This window comes from Dyadobacter chenhuakuii, assembly GCF_023821985.2.
GTDB classification, from domain to species: Bacteria; Bacteroidota; Bacteroidia; order Cytophagales; family Spirosomataceae; genus Dyadobacter; species Dyadobacter chenhuakuii.
Window position 1 is genome coordinate 1492201 of record NZ_CP098805.1, and the last position, 20296, is coordinate 1512496.

The window sequence follows — 20296 nt, forward strand, 5'->3', positions numbered from 1 at the left end:
ATTCGTAAAATATCTGAATGCTTTTTATTTGGTCTTAGGCGAAGATTTGCGCCATAGATTCGGCAGCAATTTGTCATTCAACAGCATTCGCCAGGTTCCCCAGTCGTGCGCGCCGTCGCCGCCAATGTAATAATCGTGCTGAATGCCTGCTTTTTCCAGAGCCTTATGCGTTGCTTCCGAGCGTTTTCCAACAAAATCCAACTCACCGCTTCCCAGGCCTACCAGCAAGTAGTCCACCTTATCCTTTATTTTAGGATCACTGAAAAATGCCGGGTTCAACTTCTCCGGCTCCAAGTCACCAGCGCTCATAATGCCAAATGAACTGAACAAGTCCAACGCCTTGAAACCCACTGCCTGCGTGTGACGCCCACCCATGGATAAGCCCGAGATTGCACGTGATTTCCGGTCGGCTATGGTGCTGTATGCTTTGTCCACATACGGAACGATATGCTTCCTTAATTCTTCTTCAAAAAGCACATAAGTTTTTTCGAGGTGCTTTGGGTCGCTCCGGTGAAGGACCTGGTTGTTGGGCATGGCAATGATCATCGGCACAATTTTGCCTTCCGCCAGCAGGTTATCGGCGATGAAATTGGCACGGCCGTCAAACATCCAGCCGGATGCCAGCTCGCCGCTGCCGCCCATGAGATAGAGCACCGGATATTTCTTTCCGGAATCGTATCCCGGCGGCGTGTACACATACATTTCACGTTCGCCGTTCAGTACATCGGAATGGTAAATATGCCGCGTAATGTTGCCATGCGGGACGTTTTTCGCATCGTAATAGGCGGGCTTGTTGTCGTGAACGATCACATTGCTGTAACCGGGCTGGTTGGAAGTTCCTGTGAATTTATTGTTCGGATCAGCAACCGGAACGCCATCGATAAGTAACCTGTAAACATAAATATCAGGCTTAACCGGCCCGACTTTCAGTGTCCAGGTGCTGTCGCTGCCTTTTATGAACGGCACAGGGCCTTTTGCTTTCAGTGCAAGGAGAATAGGGCCGCCTGTCAGTTCAACCTTATGCGCATCAGGCGCTTTTACCCGGAATGTTATGGTGTGATCGTCTGCAACATCGGGAGAAATCACATTTCCGCCGTACGGGTTCAGTTGCTGGGTGTTCTTTTGGGGATTCCAGTCCAGGTTCACATTGGCCTGCTGTGCAAATGCGCCCGTAGCTGCGAGCAGAAGCAATATGGCGGCCCGGTAACAACCACCGGGCCAGTATGTTAGGTAATCTTGTTTCATGCTGAAAGTGTTTCGCCTGCAACGTTGTGCTGCTATCCTGAATAAAGACGGCGATTCTGCAAGATTACCCGGTCAGTGCAATGAAATCAGATTTTTTTTAATGCATTAAAGATGTTCTGATGCGGCTGCTCACCCTCAAACGTCTGCACAAGCTTACCTGCTTTGTTATAGATAGCAATGTAAGGGAACGACTTGATCTGGTAATAGCGCTGAACCGTGTACGAATATCCCTCCGTGCCAACCTTAATGTTAGGATAGGTGCCCAGCTTATGCTGCGCCACAAAAGGTTTCAGCATTTCCATCGACTGGAAAGTGACCATCACAACCTGCTTGTTGGCAAACACGCTGTAATTTTTAAGCATGTCTTTCGTAAAATCCTGGCAATGTTCGCAATCAGGTGAAAAGTAGATCAGAACCACCGGGCCCGCGGCAAGCTGCGATGCAGTATACTGCTGCCCGTTGGTTAATTTTATCTGGAAAGGCGCGATCTTCTTATCGGCCAGGACAGACTGTGAAAAAGCGAAACTGCTCGCAAAAACGAAGAGAATGACGGGAATTATTTTCCGGAACATAAAACTGAATTCTTTTTGAATGAAGAATCCGCAAGTTATTAATGTTTGCTGTTTTATCCCGCTACCTTTTCGCTAAGTTTTTTGCGAATATTGGTTAGCTGATGAATATGTCTTTTCGAATGACAAACCACAAAATTCAGCCATTCCCAGCGGGTGAATGTGCCAATTCCCGGGAACTCAAATGCACTGGCTGTAAGCCGGAGATCCTGTTCTGCAGCCACTTTCCTGATTTCATCCCGCTCTTTTGCAAATGCTTCGATCAGCTCGGCCTTGTTATGCGGCCCGTCCGAGGGAACATTAAAGTCCGGTGCTTTTAGTTTCGTTGAAAAGTCCAGAAAGATGTTTTCAATTTCTGGAATATTAGCATCGACCGGCCTGTTCGTATCCGTTATATCGCCCAATAATACACCAGGCAAGCCGCTTTCTGATTTTAGAATGTGCTCTACAACCTGCCCGGCCGTCCAGCTTCCTTCAAAAGGCACTTCATTAATTTCTTCTTCGTCGAATGATTCGATGGCGTCCCTGAATTTTTTAGTTGTCCTATCTAAATCATCCAGCAGTGCAGTTGCGCTTGTGCCTGTTTCTGACAATTCCTTGATAATGACCAGCGCATGGTCCCAGGCATCGGACATCATTTCAAAATAATCGGCGCCCATATCACATTGCATATCCATGCGCGTGAGGCCATTTTCTTCTCTGAGCCGGTAAATTTCCTGAAATCCGTTCATGCCTTGTGCCTCCTCGGTCTCATAATTTTCCACGCCGTCGTTGAGAACGCCATTGTATTCGATAACCAGCTCTTCGGCAGGCTTATTAACCTTAATCACGCCTATAATTCCATTTTCAGACGCATCCGCAAAAATGACTTTACTGCCAGTCTGCCAATCCGTTTGGGCCTGCGTTCCATCGCTGAATGCGTTGAACCAGATTTTGTTTTTATTATTTGAAATAATGGTTTCCCAAACGCTTTCCTTAGGCGCATTCACTTCAATCGACTTCTTAATGAGCATAGTTTCCATGGTTCCTGAGTTTATTTGTTGAATGATGTTGCTTTACAGACTATTTTTCAAGGATAGTTTTCAGGTTTTTCAAACTGGATTCCAGGTCTTTGCCAAGGATTCCATCGATAAAAAGGTTGGTAATGTTCATGGGATATTTACTTTTCCCGGTCATGCCCCAGCTTACTCGGGTTTGATCATCAGCAACCGGCGTGGTCGTCATCGTCGCCAGCCCGACTCCTTCAAATGGCCGTACAAAACGGACTTCAATATTCACAAGCTCGCCTTCCGCAAGCTTCATAATTTCCTGTTCACCGGCACCGACATTCTTATCCTTACTATCCCAGGCATATTTAAAGCCAACCGTCCCGTCGACGCCGGCGTAAGTCTTCTTCATACCCGGATCCGCCATCACCCACTTGCTGTAATTGTCCTGGTTTTTCAAGAATTTGATATAATCATAAACCCGGCCCTTCGGTCTGTTAATCGATATCTCCCGCCGCACCTCGTATTCATTTTTAACAAATAACGCCACCACCAGCAGCAGGACAACGAGGCCAACGACCACTGCAAGAATTGTTAGGATAATTTTCATCGGGTAATAGGTTAAAGTTCAGGTCAGCAATAAGATGTAACAAACCTACAAGTCTTTTCCCAATCCCCCGGGGGGTGAATATGTCAAATGCAGGGGCCGAACGCGACAAAGATTAACGTAGAAATTTATATCTTTGTAAATAACCTTAAATATGTCGTAAGGAGAGATTTGGTAAGAACGCAGGTTAAGTATTAAGTGCCAGATACTGGCTAATCTTCATTAAAATGATCAAAACAGCCAAGACGCCCCCTCACGATGTTGACGAGGTGAAACAAAAGACGATATTTGACTTCATCAATGATTTGATGGAGGAAAAGGAAGTAATTGGAAGGTATTTTAACGGCGAAGTTTCTGAGAAAGAATTGCATGACAGGGGAATCAAATTCGTTAGGGCCTTATAATTATCAAGAGGTTGAGATCAATGGTTCCTTTCAGTATGAATTTAAGACAGATTCGGGGCTAACCTATAATTGCTGGTTCGTTGACGGCTCAGGGCATTTTAAAGACTACCCGCAGATCAGGGATAGCATAGTAACATTTGGCTTCGGTTGCAAGCCTTACACACCCAAAGGGTATTTTCATAAGCACGACCCTAAGACAAAACTTACAGTACTCTCCATTCTAAGGCAATCGCTTGAAAATTATCCGGAAAGAGTTGTTTTGGTGATGTACCAAAATACGGATAATAGGAAAAGAAACAGAAAGATCATATTCGATACCTGGTATAAAGACTTTTGTGAGGACCACAACTTTGTCGGAAAATTCAGACTGACAATTCCTTCTCCGGACGGCAGCGACATCATGTGCATTACAATGTTCGTTCCGGAAACTTACTCGAAGCGGGAAACGCTCAAAGAAGCACTTTTGGACTTTAAGGACGAGTTGATTTCAAAAGGGCTTCCTCCATCAACAACCACGATTTCATTTTGCTAATGAAGGAATCCGATTGAATGGCTTCCTCAAACCCGAAACCCGTAGCTATCCACGATCGTCCTGAATACGCTATTCCGCTCGTGTTCGCTCGTGTAGACCCATCTGTCGAGGGTGGTGGACATGTAGCTGTCTTTTACGGTGATTTGTTTTTGGAATACGATGTGGAACTCGGCGCCGCTGCGGTCTAGCTTGAAGGTGTCAACATTATCGAGGTTGATCGCTTTTTTTTGTTTTTCGTCGTAAATAATAGTCGGCATGAAGATTGGATTGAATGGTTAAGTTATCACCATAAGTTGCTTTCATCCTTAGACTACTGACTGGAAGCCGCATACCTATTGAATGCGACAGCGTATTTTGTTATTTTTGAAAATATGAAGCATATATCAGTTCTTGTTCCACAGGGCGATGCTGCGCTCGGGACCATTGAGGGGCCTTTCAAGTTTTTTAATTTCGTAAACGACTTCCTGGCTGCTATGGGCCGCGAGCCGGCCTTTAATGTCCAGCTGGTGGGCATGACCGCTGATCCTCAGAAGTATAGCGGCGTTTTTACAGTGGTTCCGGATGTGACGATTCATGATCTGAAAAAAACTGATCTGGTCATCATTCCTGCTGTTAATGGTGATCGTGAAAGTGTGATTGAGATGAATAAGGTTTTTTTTCCGTGGATCATTGAGCAGCATGAGAACGGTGCGGAAGTGGCCAGCCTTTGTGTAGGCGCGTTTCTGCTCGCGGCCACCGGCATGTTGAACGGTAAAAGCTGCACAACGCACTGGATGTCAGCTTCGGATTTCAAAAATATGTTTCCCGAGGTGAACCTGATGGACAACCGCATTATCACCGACGAAAACGGCGTGTATACCAGCGGCGGCGCAAATACGTTCTGGAATCTGCTCGTTTATCTCGTCGAAAAATACGTGGACCGGCAGATGGCGATTTACACGACCAAATTTTTCATGATCGAAATTGACCGCAATACGCAGTCGCCTTTCATTATGTTCACGGGCCAGAAAGAGCACGAAGATGTCGAAGTCAGGAAGGCGCAGGAATTTATAGAAAGGAGTTTTCAGGATAAAATTACAGTGGATCAGCTTTCCGAAATGTTCGCAATCGGCCGCCGCAGTTTTGAACGCAGATTTAAGAAAGCCACTTCCAATTCGATTGTGGAATACATTCAGCGTGTGAAGATCGAGGCGGCCAAGAAAAGCTTTGAAGTGAGCCGGAAAAATGTGACCGAACTGATGTACGAAGTGGGTTATACCGACACCAAAGCCTTCCGCAGTACATTCAGGAAAATCACAGGCTTATCCCCGGTTGAATACAGAAACAAATACAACAAAAGCCAGATCAGCGCCTGATTGCTATTTCAATTCAGCGCTGACCACATTGATTTTACCATTTACTTCTATTGTGTCAAATGTGCCATTGGACTTCGTAGCCACTGCTTTCCCATTGACCTGATAATTTTTGAATTTCGCAGTCGGCAGCGCGATTTCCAGCTTCCAGCTTTCCTGCGACTGTGAAAGGTTCAGGCGGATGCTTTTTCCATTCCTTTTAAATGTATAATCCAGCGCATTGTCGCCTATGATCACGTTTTCCAGACTTGCATCATTCCAGGACGATGGCATCTGCGGTTGAATGCGAATCAATTTTTTAGATGCAAATGGTTGTATGCCAAAGAATTGCTGAACGATCGGGTAAGCGTAACTGTATACATTCCAGGCCTGCGCCATCATGCCGTAATCCGGTGAAACCTCATAGATAGAACCAGGAAGCGCGAAGCTGAATGATTTTGTCATTCTTTTCAAATAACCCAATGCGGCATCCGGACGTCCATAATTATTTTCGGAAATGGCCAGTACGCCCGTTGGAAGTGTCATTACTGCACCTGTGTAAGTAAAAACTTTGTTGTTGCCAGCAACAGAACGCTCATCTTTCCCGGCCGACTCATCCCGGTCGATGCCTGTCACAAAGGCGCCGAAGGGGTTTACAAACTGGGAGGCTGTCTGCAACGCGGACAGCGCTTTTGCAGTATCAGCAATGCCGGTTTCCATGGGCGTGTTCACAACCCAATTGTGGTGCACCACAAATCCGCGCTTATTGTTTGATTTCGAGCTCGTTATTTTGGCCTTCGCTGCTTTAAGCTCTTCCACTGCCCAGGGCTTTTTCAATGTGTCGGCACGGATGATGGCATCATCAATGAGGCTGATCGCCTGCCTTGGTGTGCCGATAAAATCCGCATAGGAGTTGCTTTCAGGAACCCAGAACTCCCGATTGATCTTGATGCGAAGCTTGTCCGCAATGCTGGAATAATGTTGAGCCAACTTTTTGTCCCCCATTTCCGTGGCAAGTTCAGCGGCGTCGGCGAAGGCTTTTTGGGTGTACGCAGCGACGTCGGTCATTTCGCTGTTCATGCCGTGGATTTCCATCATGCCAAATCCGTCAGGCAGCAGGTTGCCATCTTTGTCATTCTCTTTGAGCAGCCAGTTCAATCCTTTTTTAAGGGTAGGGAAATATTTTTTAAGAAATTCCTTGTCACCGGTCCAGCGATAAACCTGCGCCACCAGCGAGGTGAATTGCGGCGTTTCGTTAATGTTGCCAGGATTGTAAACAGCGCCGTTCGTGGAGGTTTCATGCATAATGCGGCCATTTCCATTCACTTTTTCCGAGAGTTTGTGAACCACTTCAACTGCATTTTTCACCAACTCAGGCTGACCTGTGGCAATGAGCCCTTTGAGCGCATACTCGCTGTCCGCACCAAACCACCAGGGATAATCCGGAGCGCCGGCAGACAATCCGCGGCCAATTTCAGGCACATCGCGGATGAGCCAGTCGGTGTTGTACTTGGTCCACCGAAAGGCTTGTTCCAGGTTTTTGTCGGGAATTGTCAGTTTGGTTTTAGAATCAATGGATTTATATCGCTCTTTCTTTGCGAGCAGTAATTTAGCGGCATTCGCCTGTGTTTCTGTAAATGTTTTTCGCGCGTCTTTTTTTGATTTGTAGGAACCGGAGATGGTTATAGAAAGGCTTATGGCACTGTTTCCGTCAATAGCAAGCTCATATTGCAGCGAAGCGGAAACGCCCTTTCCCTGGGGTTTGTAATCGCAAGTGATGGCCTTCTGCTGATGCGATTTGGGCGACATGGCAGCGCCAAACATCACATACCAATCATTCAAACTATCCTTAGCGATCCAGCTGTGCGACGCCTCGTCCCAGGTCGTCACATCCGGGCCATCAACCATATTGGTTCTTTCACCCAGCCAAACCGGGCGGAGATCGGTATAACCATTGAAATCAAACTGAATGTTGAGCTTGTCTTTTCCTTCATTGATAAAAGTGTATTCCACCACCACAGCCTCTTTGCCATCTGGCACGAACTGGAAACGCTCTACTTTCAACCCCGGAAGGCCGGTCGTAAAAACGTGTTTATTGGCAAAAGGGTAATTAACGAATGTATCCGCCTTCGTGAGACAAGCAGACTGATTAGCAACCGTCACAGAAGCCGTGAAGCCATCCATCAGCTTGATCGGATGGTTCCAGATGCCGCCCATTTCGCCGGTAACATGCCAGCCAAGATCAGGAAATGTCCCGTTTTGATGGCCCACCATGTAAACGCGATCGCCCGCAGTAATGTAAGGCGTTTTGAGATAAATACTTTTGCCCCGAATGTTCTCCGTATCGCTGACCACACTTTGCAGATTCTGCGCGCTACGATCACTTTTCGAGCATTCTAGAAAGAAAATGGAGCAAAAGCCAATCAAAATCAGCAAATTTCTCAGTCTGTCAGGGGCTGTTTTCATGAAAAAAAGAATGTTATCAGGCAGATTTCGGACTGACCCGAAAACGCTTCAAGATAACACTTTTAAATCATGCATAAATTACCTGATTTCTTTCCCACCCAGCCGGGCAGCTAGCACGGGTTTCGAACCTTACCCCTGTAAAACCGACAGGATATTTCCGGCAGGATCCTTGAACCAGGCTACGGAAGGTTTTCCTCGGCTAATGTTGTTTTCGTCCGTCTTTAGCCCCGGGAAATCGTAGCTTTCAAATGTTACACCCAGTGCTTTCAGGTCTTTTACAGCTGTGTCAATGTCGTCGACCGGGAAGTTGAGAACCGTGAATGTGGCAGGCGTATGATTTGGTTTTTCATACAGGATCACGTCGCTGCTTCCCGCAATGTGCAGTTGCAGCAAGCCCATTTCTTCCACTTCGGAGAGGTCAATGCTCAGGACATTTCCGTAAAAAGCCTTTGCTTTTTGCAGATCGTCCACGGAAAATCCACTGAATGCTTTTGTTTCTCTAAACATGATTTTCAAATTTTATTGATGACTAGATTTCTCCCTCTGCTTGAATTGCGTCGGCTTCTGTAAATGCAGGTTCCGGTTTCTTATAGATCTGAGATAACTGATGATACGCCTTCGATCGCATTGCAATTAATGTTACAATAAGTCCCAGAATGCCGGTTACAGTAAATAAAAGTGCCAGCCCACGTGCAGTGCCTGTCCCGAACCAAGAGCCGATAAGGTCCACACCGGCGCCGGTTGTCATAAATGGTATGAAGACAAATTTGGCCATAGGTCCTATCATAAAGGCAGTGATAGGCGATGCTGCTTGCTCAATGCTTTGTGCAAAGCCAAAAACGCGTCCCTGTCTCTCATGCGGAATTACTTTTTGCAGGATCGTTTGTTCCGTTGCTTCCACGACGGGGATCAGGCAGAGATAAATAAACATGCCAATGCCCAGCAATATGATGGATGCCTGAATTGTGAAGAATATACAGATCGTCCACATGATAATGTTGGCAACAAACAATGTACGCAACGGCTTCTTTCCCAGGCCTTTTTTGGCAACAACAAGCCCGCCGACAATAAATCCAAGGCTTAACACACCCCACAATATTCCCCAGGCCTGAACCGAAACCAGCGAAAGGCCGTAAGCGTCCATGAGCGACATGAACACACCGCCGAGGAAATTATTAAATGTATTGAAGAAAATCAGCCCGAAGAGGCCCGGTACTAATCCTACAACGGCGATAGTACCCTTGATATCAATGCTTTCCAGGTGCGAACCCGTCTGAACGATCTCCTTTTCAGGAATATGGATTGTGAATAAATGCAGCAGCACTGCGATGGTTAACCCAACGGCCAGTGCCAGCATCCAGGTCATGCCCAGAAACCCGATTACAAGACCACTGAAAATAGATGCTACTAAAAAGGAAACACCATTAACGGTCCCAACCAGACCATTTGCCTTGTCACGTTCGTCTTCCTCGATCAGAATGGTAACAACAGTTGAAATGGCGATGGCCCGGATATTGCCGACCAATGCGCCCAGTAGGCAAAGGACAATCAAAACCCAGAGTCCGATGCTGCCTGGATTCTTGAAATCGGCTTCGGGTGTTAACACATAGGTAAGCAACGCCAGAATATATAGGATCAATGTTGCAATGCCGGAAATGGTCATCGAGGTTTTTTTCTTATAACGGTCCACAATGGAGCCCAGGAAAAAGCCGGATAGTGCAACGGTTGCGAAGTAAATCCCGGCCATGACCGAGGTGGCAATGACGGATTTGGTTTCCAGATATGCCCAAAAAGTAACCGCGAACCAGACGAACGTGTTCGTCAGGGTCGCGGCCAGGGAATTAGCTAAAATGGAATAAAACGTTTTCATGGCTAATAGTAAGTAGATGTGTCGTGCTGAAATGGATCCAATTCCGACATTACAAAATTACTACATCAAGCCATCATGCAGAGAGGTGTTATAAGACAATTTCAGGGTGGAATTGTGCCATTCTCCGCATGCCGTTTGTGGTAACTTTCATCAGGGAACGCTGCGAACGGGCACCGTCTGCTGCACAGGCTGCGTTTTCTGTACAGGTTGGGTTTGCTGCACCGGCTGCGACTGCCGGGCGGGCTGCGTTTGCTGAACATTCTGTCTGGTTGCCGGAACGGTCGTTGTTCTGTTGGTCGTCGTTGTGGTTGTTGATGTCGCAGGTTGCATTACACCGGGCGTTGTTTGTGTGGTTGTAGTGCCATTCTGTGTCTGCACATTCGTCTGGGTTTGCCCGTTAGATCCTGTTTGTGGTGTTGCAGTTGTAGTTTGTTCAATCTCAGTTACTTGCTCAACTGGCTGTGTCGTTGCAGGCATGTATCTTTCAGGCATTGTGGCCGGGTCCTGCGATGTGTTTACCTTAGGAACCTGCCCTTGCTGCACCACAGGCACCGGATCTGATACTACGCTGGGATCCGCAGCTTGGGTCGCCCCCTGAATCTGTCCAGTCGGTTTTGGCTGATATTCGCTGTATGGCCTGGCGGGTTGTCCCGGGCCTGAGCTTGGAATTTTGCCGGTAGGAGCGGGCCGGGACCCGATTTTTTGTGCGTGTGATTCAACAAAAAATGCTTCTGCTAAAACCATTGCAGAAAATAATGTTACGGTCAGAATCTTCATATAGTGTTGGATAGATTGAATGATAAATGTAATCCTATTCACAATCTTACCAAAACCATTCCAACGAAAACAGCACTGCGCTATTAAAACGCAGGCTGTTCCGGTTCAATTCGTGGCTAATAGATGCTGATGATGTGGCTGAATGTTGTTCTACCGATCCCAGAAAGCAGGCGGCTCAACACCCAGTGCTCGCAGATACACATATCCTTGTCCGCGGTGATGGATCTCGTTATCGATCAGATAAATAATTGTGTTCAGGATTGTGTTCTCATACATTCCGAACGCAGCTTCACTTTCCTCAAATCGCTCAGGACGGATCTGTGGCCAGAGCGTGTTAATGTATTCAGTTACCAGGTCCCAAAGGTTCAGCACTTCCTGTTTTGTTGGCGGTGGAGGCGTTGAGTGATCCAGAACGGGATCACCAAAAGTCCAGTCACCGAATGCAACGCCGCGAATTCCGGGTGCTGCCAGGCCGATCATTTCCATCGTCAGCAAAGAGAATGGACGCATGCCGCCGATGGAGAAATTGTAAAACGCATCCTCAGGAAATGCTTCGATTACCCTGCGCGTCAGCGCGCGGTGTCCCTGCCAGTGATTGAGCAGTGCTTCGGTTGTGAATAGTGCTGGTGAAACAGCGGTTTCATTGGTGAAGGTGTTGTTGGTTTCCATTGTCAAAGGTTTTTAGTGATTTTTTGTTTGAACAATACAAAGGAAACATGGCCTTATGACAGCAGTATGTCAGCAGGTTTTTGAGTGTGAAAAATATTTTTTTTTGGTAAAATGATTTTACTAAACACTGTTTATTATATTTACGACGAAAACACTGAAATATGGCGATCAAGGAGAGAAAAGAGCGGGAGAGGCAGGATATGCGCAATCTGATCATTGATTCCGCCACGCAGCTGTTTTTAAAGCAGGGTTATGACAAAACCTCCATCCGGACCATTGCGGAGGACATTGAATACAGCCCGGCTACCATTTATTTGTATTTTAAAGACAAGGATGAAATTTTTTACGTCATCCACGAAAATGCATTCGCATTACTGGACAAGCAGTTCCGCAAGCACGATGGAATCGAAAACGCTTTTGACCGATTGATCGCTGTATGCAAAACTTATGTCAAGTTCGCGATGGACAATCCCGACTACTACGATCTGATGTTTATCATGCGCGCACCGCTCTCGCAGATCAAATCTGAGGAAAAATGGGATGCCGGTGAATGTGCATTTGAATATGTGGTGGATACGATCGCCGCCTGCCTGGAAGCGAATCTTATCAAACCGATGGACAAATACGTCCTTGCGATATCCGTGTGGTGCTTTGGGCACGGGTTGGTCTCCCTGTATGTGCGTGAAAGATTGTCCATTATGGATATGCCTAACGATGTAATGCTTCACATGATGGAAAGCTCCGTCAACTTTTTTTTAGAAAACCTGAGAGTGTAAAAAAATTTAGCCATGAGTAAACAGTGTTCACTAAATAAACGTCATTTACATCTCAGTAAGTGGCCTGACCGTCTACGTCAAAAACTGCTCCTTTTCGCAGTAATGACTTTTATTACCCAAACGCTTTTTGCGCAAAACCGCGTACTGGATGCTTACATAAGCCAGGGATTGAAGAATAACCAGGGATTGAAACAACAGGATTTTTTGCTGCAAAAGAGCCTGTATGCACTGAAAGAAGCCAAAAGTTATTTCCTGCCGGAAGTCAATTTCAACACATCCTATCTGGACTCACGCGGAGGAAGGAAGATCAGCATTCCGATCGGTGATCTGCTGAATCCGGTTTACACATCATTAAACCAGCTGACGAGCTCGTCGGCATTTCCGCAGGTCGAGAATGTAAACCAGACATTTAATCCCAACAATTACTATGACGCCAAATTCCGCACCTCGCTGCCGCTCTACAATCCGGAAATAGGGGTTAATACCAAAATCCGAAAGGAACAAATCCATTTCCAACAGGCTGATTATGATGTGTATAAGCGCGAATTGGTCAAGGAAATCAAGCTTGGTTACTATGCTTACCTGCAATCCGAAGAAGCGATCCGCATCCTGGAAAGCGCCGTAACCCTGGCCCGGGAAAACCTGCGCTTCAATCGCGTGCTCGTGAGTAATGATAAGGCAATAAGGACAGTTGTGAGCCGCTCGGAGAATGAACTGATCGGGTTGGAAGCAAAATTGGAAGAAGCCAGGTATCAATCCAAAAGCGCAGCGGCTTATTTCAACTTCCTGCTGAACACGCCGCTGGACTCTAAAATAGAAACCGGCGACAACATCCAGACCGAGCTGGCGGCGGGAGCAGGCACATTGGCCAAACGCGAGGAATTGTTGAAACTGGAATCGCTGGGCAGGATCAACACGCTTTCCGCCCAGCTGGAAAAAGGGACTGCCCTGCCAAGGTTAGCAACGTTTATAGACCTGGGTTCACAAGGTGATTTCCTCAATTTTAACAATGATACGCGTTATTATCTGTTCGGGCTTACGCTCGACTGGCGCGTTTTTGCGGGTAACCGCACGCAATACCGAACCAAGCAGGCACTACTGGATGGTAAAGTGACGGGCGAGCGCATCAGTCAGGCGGAGCAGCAGCTGGAACTGGAAGCGCAGACGGCTGCTAACAAACTGAATGCAGCCATCAAAATATACCAGGCATCCAAAAGTCAAACGGCACTTTCCCAGCAATATTACCAGGATCAGCAGAAGCTTTACCGCGAAGGCCAATTGCTTTACATTGAGTTACTTGATGCGCAAAACAGGCTCATCAGTGACCAGTTGCAGCAAAGTATTTCCTATATGATCATGCAGACACGTTCCGCAGAGTTGGAGCGTGCGCAAGCCAGTTATTCATTCTAAACTTAAAATATGCCATGAAAAATACGATCAAGACGGGCATGATGATGCTCATCCTGTCAGCCACGCTGCTTGCGTGCAAGGAAGAAAAGAAAGTGGAAGAAACGGACCCGACTATTCCCGTAAAAATCATCAGTTCAGCAGCATTAACCCAGTCGCAACCCGTGCAGACTTCGGGCTTGCTTGGCACTGAAAATGAGGCAAACCTGTCCTTTAAAGTAGGTGGAATTATTAATACTATCCTGGTAAAAGAAGGCGACAAAGTGCGTAAAGGACAGCTTTTGGCAACACTTAATGCCACAGAATTTGCAGCGCAAATGGCACAGGCAGAGGAGAATTTTATGAAAGCCAAGCGTGACGCCCAACGCACCCAGAACCTGTTTCGCGACAGCGTAAATACAAAAGAACAGCTGGAAAACAGCCTTACCACCTTGCATGTGGCCGAAAAGCAACTGGACATTGTCCGCTTCAACCTCTCGCAGGCTAAAATTTACGCGACAACGGACGGCGTGGTGATTCAAAAGTTGAAGAATCCCGGCGAGCAAGTGGCGGGCGGTTCGCCGGTGTTGTATATCAGCAGCACAAATAACAAGGATTGGGTGATCAAGTGCGGCTTAACGGATAAGGATTGGACGCGCTTGAAAGGCGGCGAAAAAGCAGAAATCGTCTTTGACGCTTATCCGCAAACTTTTTCAGGAAGCATTGCAACACTCTCACAAGGCAGCGATGCGGGTTCAGGTTTATATCAGGCCGAAATCCGGCTGGATAAGCAGCCCGCTAAGCTCGCAAACGGTCTTTTTGCTAAGGTTAGCATTTATCCGAAACAAAAGACAGAGATGATATCCGTCCCGGTGGATGCCTTGATAGAGGGCGAAAGCGACAGCGCTTTTGTGTTTGTGGCAGCGAATGGGAAAGCATTGAAAAAGCAGGTTAAAGTAGCGTTTCTGGAAGGGGAGAAGGCGTTTATTCTTTCGGGGATTGATGCCGGTGCGCAGATCATCCGGGAAGGTTCAGCTTATCTGGCAGATGGCTCGGCAATCAAAATAGTTCAGTAACATTCAAACCCCTACGTCATGAAATTACCTGAATTTGCCGTTAAGAATTACCAGTTTACATTGGTGATTTTCCTGGCCGTGCTGGCGCTGGGCGTTTATTCGCTCTTCACGATGCCGCGCAGCGAAGATCCCGACATTCATCCGCCTCAGTTCACCGTCGTCATTGTTTACCCCGGTGCCAGTCCGAAAGATATGGAGCAGCTGGTGGTGGACCCGATGGAAAAAAAGATCAACGAGCTGGACGATATGAAGCACGTGATTACGGACATCAACGACGGGCTGGCCGTGATGCAGGTGCAGTACAAATACAGTTCCGATCCTGATGACAAATACCAGGAGCTGGTTCGCGAGATCAATAGTCTGAGAAACAGCTTGCCTGCGGACATTAACGACATTCGGATCAATAAGCAGATCCCGTCGGACGTGAGCATTTACCAATATGCATTGATCAGCGAAAATGCTTCCTATGCGCAGCTGAAAAAGTATTCCAAAGAATTTAAGGAGCGACTTGAAAAGGTCAAATCGTTGAAAAAGGTCGAGTATGCCGGCTTTCCGGAACGCCAGGTGAAGGTTAGCCTCAATTTGGAAAAAATTGCCCAGCAAAAGCTTACGCAGAACCAGATCATCAGTGCCTTACAGAGCGAGAATGTGAACATTCCGGGGGGCAGCATCAGTATGGCGACCAAAAAGCTGAACATTAAGACCAGCGGAAATTACCGGACGCTGGAAGAGGTCGCAAACACAGTTGTATCTACGTCCGGCGGGAAGATCGTTTACCTGAAAGACGTTGCGGATGTGAAGCTGGGCTATGAAGACGAAACGCACATTACACGCTTGAACGGTTTCCGGTGCAGCTTCGTGAATGTAAGCCAGAAAGAAGGTGAGAACATTATAGCAGTCCAGGACCAGGTTTCACCCATTGTTGCGAGCTTTGAAAAGGAGCTCCCGTCGAACATTGATCTGGTTAAAGTTTTTGATCAGGCCAAAAGCGTTGACATTCGTTTATCTCATTTCGCAAGGGATTTTGGCATTGCCATACTGCTTGTGTTGCTGACTTTGCTGCCGCTGGGTTCTCGGGCTTCGGTGGTGGTGATGATTTCCATTCCGCTTTCACTCAGTATCGGGCTTACAATGATGAACTTGCTGGGTTATAATATCAACCAACTGAGCATTGTAGGGATGATTGTGGCCTTAGGGATCCTGGTGGACGACAGCATAGTGGTGGTCGAGAACATTGAGCGTTATTTGCGGATGGGTTATGGCCGCGTCGAGGCAGCCGTGAAAGCATCCTCGCAGATCGGTATGGCGGTTGTGGGTTGTACGATTTTATTGATTTTTGCCTTCTTACCACTTGTTTTCCTGCCGGAAGGCGCGGGCGATTTTATCAGAAGTCTGCCGCTTTCTGTAATTACCACGGTTTTCGCATCCATGCTGGTGTCGCTTACGATCGTTCCGTTTTTGTCCAGCATTATTTTGAAAAAGCATGCGAGCGCGGAAGGTAACTTTTTGCTGCGCGGCATGAAGAAAGGCATTCACAAAACTTACGGAAGTCTTTTGGATAAAGCATTGAAATGGCCTGCTGTTACATTGGTGCTGGCCGGGTTGATCTTCGCAGGTTCACTCGCACTTGTCCCACTGATCGGGAATAGTTTGTTTCCAAAATCAGAAAAACCAATGTTCCTTATCGACATTGAAACACCGCAGGGCACCAATTTGAAAAAGACGAACCAGGTGACACGCTATGTCGAAGGGATTTTAAAACAGGAACCCCAGATCACTTCGTTTGCGACCAATGTGGGAAAAGGAAATCCAAGAGTCTATTACAATGTTATCCAGCGAAATGAAAGTGAGAATTTTGCAGAGATTTTTGTGCAGGTGGAAGGACTCGAAACGGAGGAAAAAGTGGAGGTTATCGAGCGGTTAAGAAAAAAGCTGGAACGTTACCCGGGTGCGGAAATCAAGGTGAAGGATTTTGAGCAAGGCCCGCTGATTGAGGCGCCGCTTGCTTACCGCATTTATGGCGAAAATCTTGACGATCTGCGAAAAACCGCATTCCGCGTGGCTGATATGCTGAGCAAGGTGGAAGGAACGATCTATGTGAACAATCCCCTGCAAGTGCAGCCCACAGACTTAAAAGTGAACATCAATAAGGAGAAAGCAGGAACGCTGGGCATTTCATCGGCCGACATTGACCGCACTGTGCGGCTCGGCACGGCGGGACTGAATGTAGCCACGTATCGCGAGGATGTTGGAAAAGCAGATAATTATAATGTGAATGTGTCTGTTTCCCGGAATGCGACTATCCAGGATTATAGTGTTTTTGACAAATTATATGTCACGTCCGCATCCGGCGCGAACATTCCCTTGAAGAATGTGGCCAACATTGAATTTGAAAGCTCACCAAACCAGATCCGGCATTATGATAAGGACCGCTATGTCACGGTTTCGTCCTTTGTGAAGCCGGGTTACAATGTGCAGCGCATCAACGAGGACATTACAGCCAAGCTCGGGCAGTTCAAATTTGCAGATGGCCAGACCTTTACTGTGGCAGGTGAAAAAGAAAGCCAGCAAGAAAGCTTTGGCGGTTTAGGCTTAATCATTCTGGTTACCATATTCGGTTTTTTGGGTGTATTAATTTTGGAATTCAAGACATTCAAGAGCATTGTGATCGTGCTTTCCGTGATCCCTTTGGGCATAGTAGGCGGCCTGGCAATGCTTTTCCTGACCGGTGAGACGCTTTCTTTCACGGCAACGATCGGTTTTATAGCATTAGTAGGCATTGAGGTGAAAAACTCACTGCTGGTTGTGGACTTTACCAACCAGCTGCGTGCACAGGGAATGGGGATTGAAGAAGCCATTATTGAAGCCGGGGAAATCCGGTTTGTGCCGATCCTGCTTACTTCGATGACCGCGATTGGTGGTTTGCTGCCGCTTGTGTTCGAATACAGCGCGCTTTATTCGCCCCTGGCGCTGGTGTTAATCGGCGGATTGATCAGTTCTACATTGCTTTCGCGGCTTGTTACGCCGGTGATGTACAAACTTCTTCCGCCGTCGATCGAGCATGTCGCTAAGGAAGAAGCGATCCTGGAACCTCAGTTTTAAAATTGTCGGCCCAGGTCATTGGTAGAATCCAAAAAACGGCACCAGCAAGAGTAACGCGGTTCTATTGCTGGTGCCGGTAATAACATATGACGAGGAGGGATTAACGTGCACTAAGTTGGTCAGACATTTCCTGGTGCATCCGAGTCTTCTTTTGTGCGTTCCCCACTTGTCCGCTGTGCCATCGGCAGACCGAGAGAATTAATAAGAGGATAAGCAGGAAGGATTGCAGAAAGAAATACTTGTACTTGACCAGTCGCATGGATTTCACTGAGAAGATGTCTAACACTTCAAATGTAGGAATAACCCCCTTGCAGACCTGAAATTGGAGCATTCCAAAAACATTCCAATTTGAAATGCACTGATAGCTTGCGGGTTATCTTTTCGATTCAGTTTTCGGTTACTCCCTCAGATTGTAGTAACCACATCTCTCAAATCCGATTCTTCCGGGAGGTTCAGTTTTTTGCGGATCCTGTGGCGGATTACGCGGACACTTTGCACGGAAATTCCGAGCGTGCTGGCCATTTCTTTATAGGTAAGATTCAGTTTGGCAAGCGCCATGAACCGGGTTTCGGCAGGCGTAAGACCGGGAAGCTTTTCCCTTAACCGCGAGAGGTAACCAACGTGTATTTTTTCAAACAGACTTCTGAAATACTCCCATTGTTCGTCGGTCAGGATCGTAATGTTCTGCAATTCCTGAACGGTTTCCTCGCTCTGGTTCATGCCGTACCGCGCGCTGAGCTCTTCCACAAGCTGGGTTTTTTCCGAAATGCTTCGCGTAAACTCTTCCAGCTGTATGGAAGCAAAGTTTAGTTCCTGTTCCGCTTTGGCGAGCTGATCGTTGATAGCACGCTGTTTTTCACGGTTTTTGTAATAATGGGTTTTATAAAAATACAATGCGACTACAACCAGCAGCAGCACCAGAATGAGCAGGATATTCCGCTCCAATGTTTTGATCTGCTTTTCAGTGGCGATTCGCTCCATAGCGGACCGGTGTGCCTGTATCTGTGCCTTTTCTCCGGCCCGGAGCATCTGGATCGAATTGAAATCCTGTTCAAAAATGTTCCTGATGCGCGCCGCAGAGTCGAGATAAACATTGGTTAAGGCGAAGCGGCCCCTTGCGGCGTGGACTTTGCCGTAAACCTGGTAAAGCAGTTCGAGCGGCTTGTCATTCCCGCAACGTGCCACAGCTTCCCGCGCCAGGTGCATCTCTTTTTCAGCCTTCGCAATATTGTTCTGCCGAAAGTGAATGTCGGCAAGCATTGCGCGTGATCTGGCAACCTGACTGTAATCCGAAATAAGCACAGCCTGATCGACATTTGCTTCCAAAAGTGGGATCGCCTCCACGTATTTTCCACGCAGATAAGCCGTATGGCCCAGGTCTCCAAGCGCGATGCCTTTCCAGACATTGTAGTCGTCAATGCCCACATTTTGCAGGATCCTTTTGAAATAATAATCAGCAGATTCTATAAATCCGGTTTTAATGTAGCTCAGGCCGATAGTGTTCAATGCGGTGTTATGCACGCCACGATGTTCCTGAATAACATTGGCCGTCAACGCTTCCCGTGAAAAACTGATGGCATTTTTGTAATCGCCGAAATAATAGTAAGCTTCGCCGATCTGGGTAAGGAAGTATGCTTTTTCTGGAAATTGCTTATCTGAGATCTTTGTTAGCAGCGGGTGTATGGTCAAATATTCCTCAAATGCGCGCTCATAATTTTTTGTGTCATACCAATACAAATGCGCCAGGAACCTTCTCGCCCGGAGATGGATCTGCATGTTCCCGGCATCGTAAGATTTTGCTACTAAGGCTTTAAGATCCAGAATATGCCGCTTGGAAGCTTTCTTATCAACTTCCCGATTCAGCATGATCTTCATAAATTCTGCTTCCAGGACCAAATCGTCATCGTTGTTCTTCGCAGCGACTTGTTTGAGCGTTTCCAGTGATTTGTAACCGGCTGCGCTATCACCGTTATTGATGTGAAGGTCAATAAATCGCCGGAGCGCCGTATAGCGCTCGATGGGGGGCTTATTTACAATGTTATCGAATTGAGCATCAGCAACAAATGCTGAAAATAGAAGGCATAATAAAATGAAACATTTACTAAAAATGCGTTTCATTAATGTTCGGGAGGGTTAGGTTTGGGTTGTTGAGCCTGTTTGCCACCGAAGGCAAATGTGTTTAAAAAATGGCGGCCATTTCTGACCGCCCGCAACCCACAACAAAAGAGTGGCACAGTATTAATCTGCGGTTACACAATTGTAGTCCTTGACTAATCTTAGGTTTTGAAAACCTGTATTTGTGTTCAGCCATCACTTTAATTTATGGAAAACAGCAAAATTAATTGCTTGCAACTCAACTGTAAACAGATGGTGCCACGATAAATCGGTTCCGATAAAATGATGAAAGAGGTTGCAGGTGCTAAGCTAATACAAATCCCGACCACATCAAATTTTTCATTTCAGTTGCTAAAATGAGACTTGGCATAAGTTTTATAATTTT

At 46.8% G+C, this 20296-nt stretch carries 18 protein-coding genes; 7 read left to right on the plus strand and 11 right to left on the minus strand.

Annotated elements, in window-relative coordinates; translation table 11 throughout:
* Positions 1-24: 24 nt before the first annotated feature.
* The 4 genes from NFI80_RS06325 to NFI80_RS06340 form a co-directional block, all read right to left on the minus strand.
* Positions 25-1245 (minus strand): esterase, encoded by a 1221-nt coding sequence (locus tag NFI80_RS06325; protein ID WP_235163764.1) that lies wholly within the window; start codon positions 1243-1245, stop codon positions 25-27.
* An 86-nt stretch (positions 1246-1331) separates the two neighbouring features.
* On the minus strand, positions 1332-1817 hold the full coding sequence (locus tag NFI80_RS06330; protein WP_233798347.1) for a TlpA family protein disulfide reductase: 486 nt from the start codon (positions 1815-1817) through the stop codon (positions 1332-1334).
* Positions 1818-1870: 53 nt separating this feature from the next.
* Positions 1871-2836 (minus strand): DinB family protein, encoded by a 966-nt coding sequence (locus tag NFI80_RS06335; RefSeq protein WP_235163763.1) that lies wholly within the window; start codon positions 2834-2836, stop codon positions 1871-1873.
* 40 nt (positions 2837-2876) lie between these two features.
* Positions 2877-3410 carry an SRPBCC family protein gene (locus NFI80_RS06340; RefSeq protein ID WP_235163762.1) on the minus strand — a complete coding sequence of 178 codons (534 nt, stop codon included), beginning with the start codon at positions 3408-3410 and terminating at the stop codon, positions 2877-2879.
* A gap of 224 nt (positions 3411-3634) precedes the next feature.
* Between NFI80_RS06340 and NFI80_RS06345 the strand changes: the two genes are divergently transcribed.
* Positions 3635-3811 carry a hypothetical protein gene (locus tag NFI80_RS06345; RefSeq protein WP_235163761.1) on the plus strand — a complete coding sequence of 59 codons (177 nt, stop codon included), beginning with the start codon at positions 3635-3637 and terminating at the stop codon, positions 3809-3811.
* A complete protein-coding gene (locus NFI80_RS06350; protein ID WP_235163760.1) occupies positions 3777-4343 on the plus strand; it encodes a hypothetical protein in 567 nt (188 codons plus the stop codon). The genes NFI80_RS06345 and NFI80_RS06350 overlap by 35 nt, the downstream gene beginning before the upstream one ends.
* A 26-nt stretch (positions 4344-4369) precedes the next feature.
* Here the strand turns inward: NFI80_RS06350 and NFI80_RS06355 are convergent, their stop codons facing one another.
* On the minus strand, positions 4370-4600 hold the full coding sequence (locus tag NFI80_RS06355) for a hypothetical protein (protein ID WP_235163759.1): 231 nt from the start codon (positions 4598-4600) through the stop codon (positions 4370-4372).
* Between the two features lie 114 nt (positions 4601-4714).
* Here NFI80_RS06355 and NFI80_RS06360 point away from each other — a divergent pair, with 114 nt between their 5' ends.
* Positions 4715-5698 (plus strand): GlxA family transcriptional regulator, encoded by a 984-nt coding sequence (locus tag NFI80_RS06360; protein WP_235158647.1) that lies wholly within the window; start codon positions 4715-4717, stop codon positions 5696-5698.
* A 3-nt stretch (positions 5699-5701) separates the two neighbouring features.
* Here NFI80_RS06360 and NFI80_RS06365 read toward each other — a convergent pair whose 3' ends face one another.
* From NFI80_RS06365 to NFI80_RS06385, 5 genes are all read right to left on the minus strand, one after another.
* Positions 5702-8140 carry an alpha-L-rhamnosidase-related protein gene (locus NFI80_RS06365; protein ID WP_235163758.1) on the minus strand — a complete coding sequence of 813 codons (2439 nt, stop codon included), beginning with the start codon at positions 8138-8140 and terminating at the stop codon, positions 5702-5704.
* A gap of 129 nt (positions 8141-8269) precedes the next feature.
* Positions 8270-8647, minus strand: a complete 378-nt coding sequence (locus tag NFI80_RS06370) for a VOC family protein (RefSeq protein ID WP_235158649.1) — start codon at positions 8645-8647, stop codon at positions 8270-8272.
* A gap of 22 nt (positions 8648-8669) precedes the next feature.
* The gene (locus tag NFI80_RS06375; protein ID WP_235163757.1) at positions 8670-10010 is read right to left on the minus strand and encodes an MFS transporter; all 1341 of its coding nucleotides are present in this window, start codon (positions 10008-10010) and stop codon (positions 8670-8672) included.
* Positions 10011-10160: 150 nt separating this feature from the next.
* Positions 10161-10787, minus strand: a complete 627-nt coding sequence (locus tag NFI80_RS06380) for a hypothetical protein (RefSeq protein ID WP_235163756.1) — start codon at positions 10785-10787, stop codon at positions 10161-10163.
* A 150-nt stretch (positions 10788-10937) separates the two neighbouring features.
* Positions 10938-11456 carry a DinB family protein gene (locus NFI80_RS06385; RefSeq protein WP_235163755.1) on the minus strand — a complete coding sequence of 173 codons (519 nt, stop codon included), beginning with the start codon at positions 11454-11456 and terminating at the stop codon, positions 10938-10940.
* Positions 11457-11617: 161 nt separating this feature from the next.
* On the opposite strand from NFI80_RS06385, the gene NFI80_RS06390 reads away from it, so the two are divergent.
* The 4 genes from NFI80_RS06390 (at position 11618) to NFI80_RS06405 (ending at position 17796) form a co-directional block, all read left to right on the plus strand.
* Positions 11618-12232: a TetR/AcrR family transcriptional regulator gene (locus NFI80_RS06390; RefSeq protein ID WP_235163754.1), complete on the plus strand. Its 615-nt coding sequence runs from the start codon at positions 11618-11620 to the stop codon at positions 12230-12232.
* A gap of 102 nt (positions 12233-12334) precedes the next feature.
* Positions 12335-13642, plus strand: a complete 1308-nt coding sequence (locus NFI80_RS06395) for a TolC family protein (protein ID WP_235163753.1) — start codon at positions 12335-12337, stop codon at positions 13640-13642.
* A gap of 14 nt (positions 13643-13656) precedes the next feature.
* Entirely contained in the window at positions 13657-14694 is a 1038-nt protein-coding gene (locus NFI80_RS06400) for an efflux RND transporter periplasmic adaptor subunit (RefSeq protein ID WP_235163752.1), read from the plus strand.
* 18 nt (positions 14695-14712) lie between these two features.
* Positions 14713-17796 carry an efflux RND transporter permease subunit gene (locus NFI80_RS06405; protein WP_235163751.1) on the plus strand — a complete coding sequence of 1028 codons (3084 nt, stop codon included), beginning with the start codon at positions 14713-14715 and terminating at the stop codon, positions 17794-17796.
* Between the two features lie 405 nt (positions 17797-18201).
* Here the strand turns inward: NFI80_RS06405 and NFI80_RS06410 are convergent, their stop codons facing one another.
* Positions 18202-19914 carry a helix-turn-helix transcriptional regulator gene (locus NFI80_RS06410; protein ID WP_235163750.1) on the minus strand — a complete coding sequence of 571 codons (1713 nt, stop codon included), beginning with the start codon at positions 19912-19914 and terminating at the stop codon, positions 18202-18204.
* Between the last annotated feature and the right edge of the window lie 382 nt (positions 19915-20296).

Excerpts from the sequence above, each read along its gene's own strand:
- NFI80_RS06325 (WP_235163764.1), bottom strand. The coding sequence starts at position 1,245 with ATGAAACAAGATTACCTAACATACTGGCCCGGTGGTTGTTACCGGGCC.
- NFI80_RS06330 (WP_233798347.1), bottom strand. The coding sequence starts at position 1,817 with ATGTTCCGGAAAATAATTCCCGTCATTCTCTTCGTTTTTGCGAGCAGT.
- NFI80_RS06335 (WP_235163763.1), bottom strand. The coding sequence starts at position 2,836 with ATGGAAACTATGCTCATTAAGAAGTCGATTGAAGTGAATGCGCCTAAG.
- NFI80_RS06340 (WP_235163762.1), bottom strand. The coding sequence starts at position 3,410 with ATGAAAATTATCCTAACAATTCTTGCAGTGGTCGTTGGCCTCGTTGTC.
- NFI80_RS06345 (WP_235163761.1), top strand. The coding sequence starts at position 3,635 with ATGATCAAAACAGCCAAGACGCCCCCTCACGATGTTGACGAGGTGAAA.
- NFI80_RS06350 (WP_235163760.1), top strand. The coding sequence starts at position 3,777 with ATGACAGGGGAATCAAATTCGTTAGGGCCTTATAATTATCAAGAGGTT.
- NFI80_RS06355 (WP_235163759.1), bottom strand. The coding sequence starts at position 4,600 with ATGCCGACTATTATTTACGACGAAAAACAAAAAAAAGCGATCAACCTC.
- NFI80_RS06360 (WP_235158647.1), top strand. The coding sequence starts at position 4,715 with ATGAAGCATATATCAGTTCTTGTTCCACAGGGCGATGCTGCGCTCGGG.
- NFI80_RS06365 (WP_235163758.1), bottom strand. The coding sequence starts at position 8,140 with ATGAAAACAGCCCCTGACAGACTGAGAAATTTGCTGATTTTGATTGGC.
- NFI80_RS06370 (WP_235158649.1), bottom strand. The coding sequence starts at position 8,647 with ATGTTTAGAGAAACAAAAGCATTCAGTGGATTTTCCGTGGACGATCTG.
- NFI80_RS06375 (WP_235163757.1), bottom strand. The coding sequence starts at position 10,010 with ATGAAAACGTTTTATTCCATTTTAGCTAATTCCCTGGCCGCGACCCTG.
- NFI80_RS06380 (WP_235163756.1), bottom strand. The coding sequence starts at position 10,787 with ATGAAGATTCTGACCGTAACATTATTTTCTGCAATGGTTTTAGCAGAA.
- NFI80_RS06385 (WP_235163755.1), bottom strand. The coding sequence starts at position 11,456 with ATGGAAACCAACAACACCTTCACCAATGAAACCGCTGTTTCACCAGCA.
- NFI80_RS06390 (WP_235163754.1), top strand. The coding sequence starts at position 11,618 with ATGGCGATCAAGGAGAGAAAAGAGCGGGAGAGGCAGGATATGCGCAAT.
- NFI80_RS06395 (WP_235163753.1), top strand. The coding sequence starts at position 12,335 with ATGACTTTTATTACCCAAACGCTTTTTGCGCAAAACCGCGTACTGGAT.
- NFI80_RS06400 (WP_235163752.1), top strand. The coding sequence starts at position 13,657 with ATGAAAAATACGATCAAGACGGGCATGATGATGCTCATCCTGTCAGCC.
- NFI80_RS06405 (WP_235163751.1), top strand. The coding sequence starts at position 14,713 with ATGAAATTACCTGAATTTGCCGTTAAGAATTACCAGTTTACATTGGTG.
- NFI80_RS06410 (WP_235163750.1), bottom strand. The coding sequence starts at position 19,914 with ATGAAACGCATTTTTAGTAAATGTTTCATTTTATTATGCCTTCTATTT.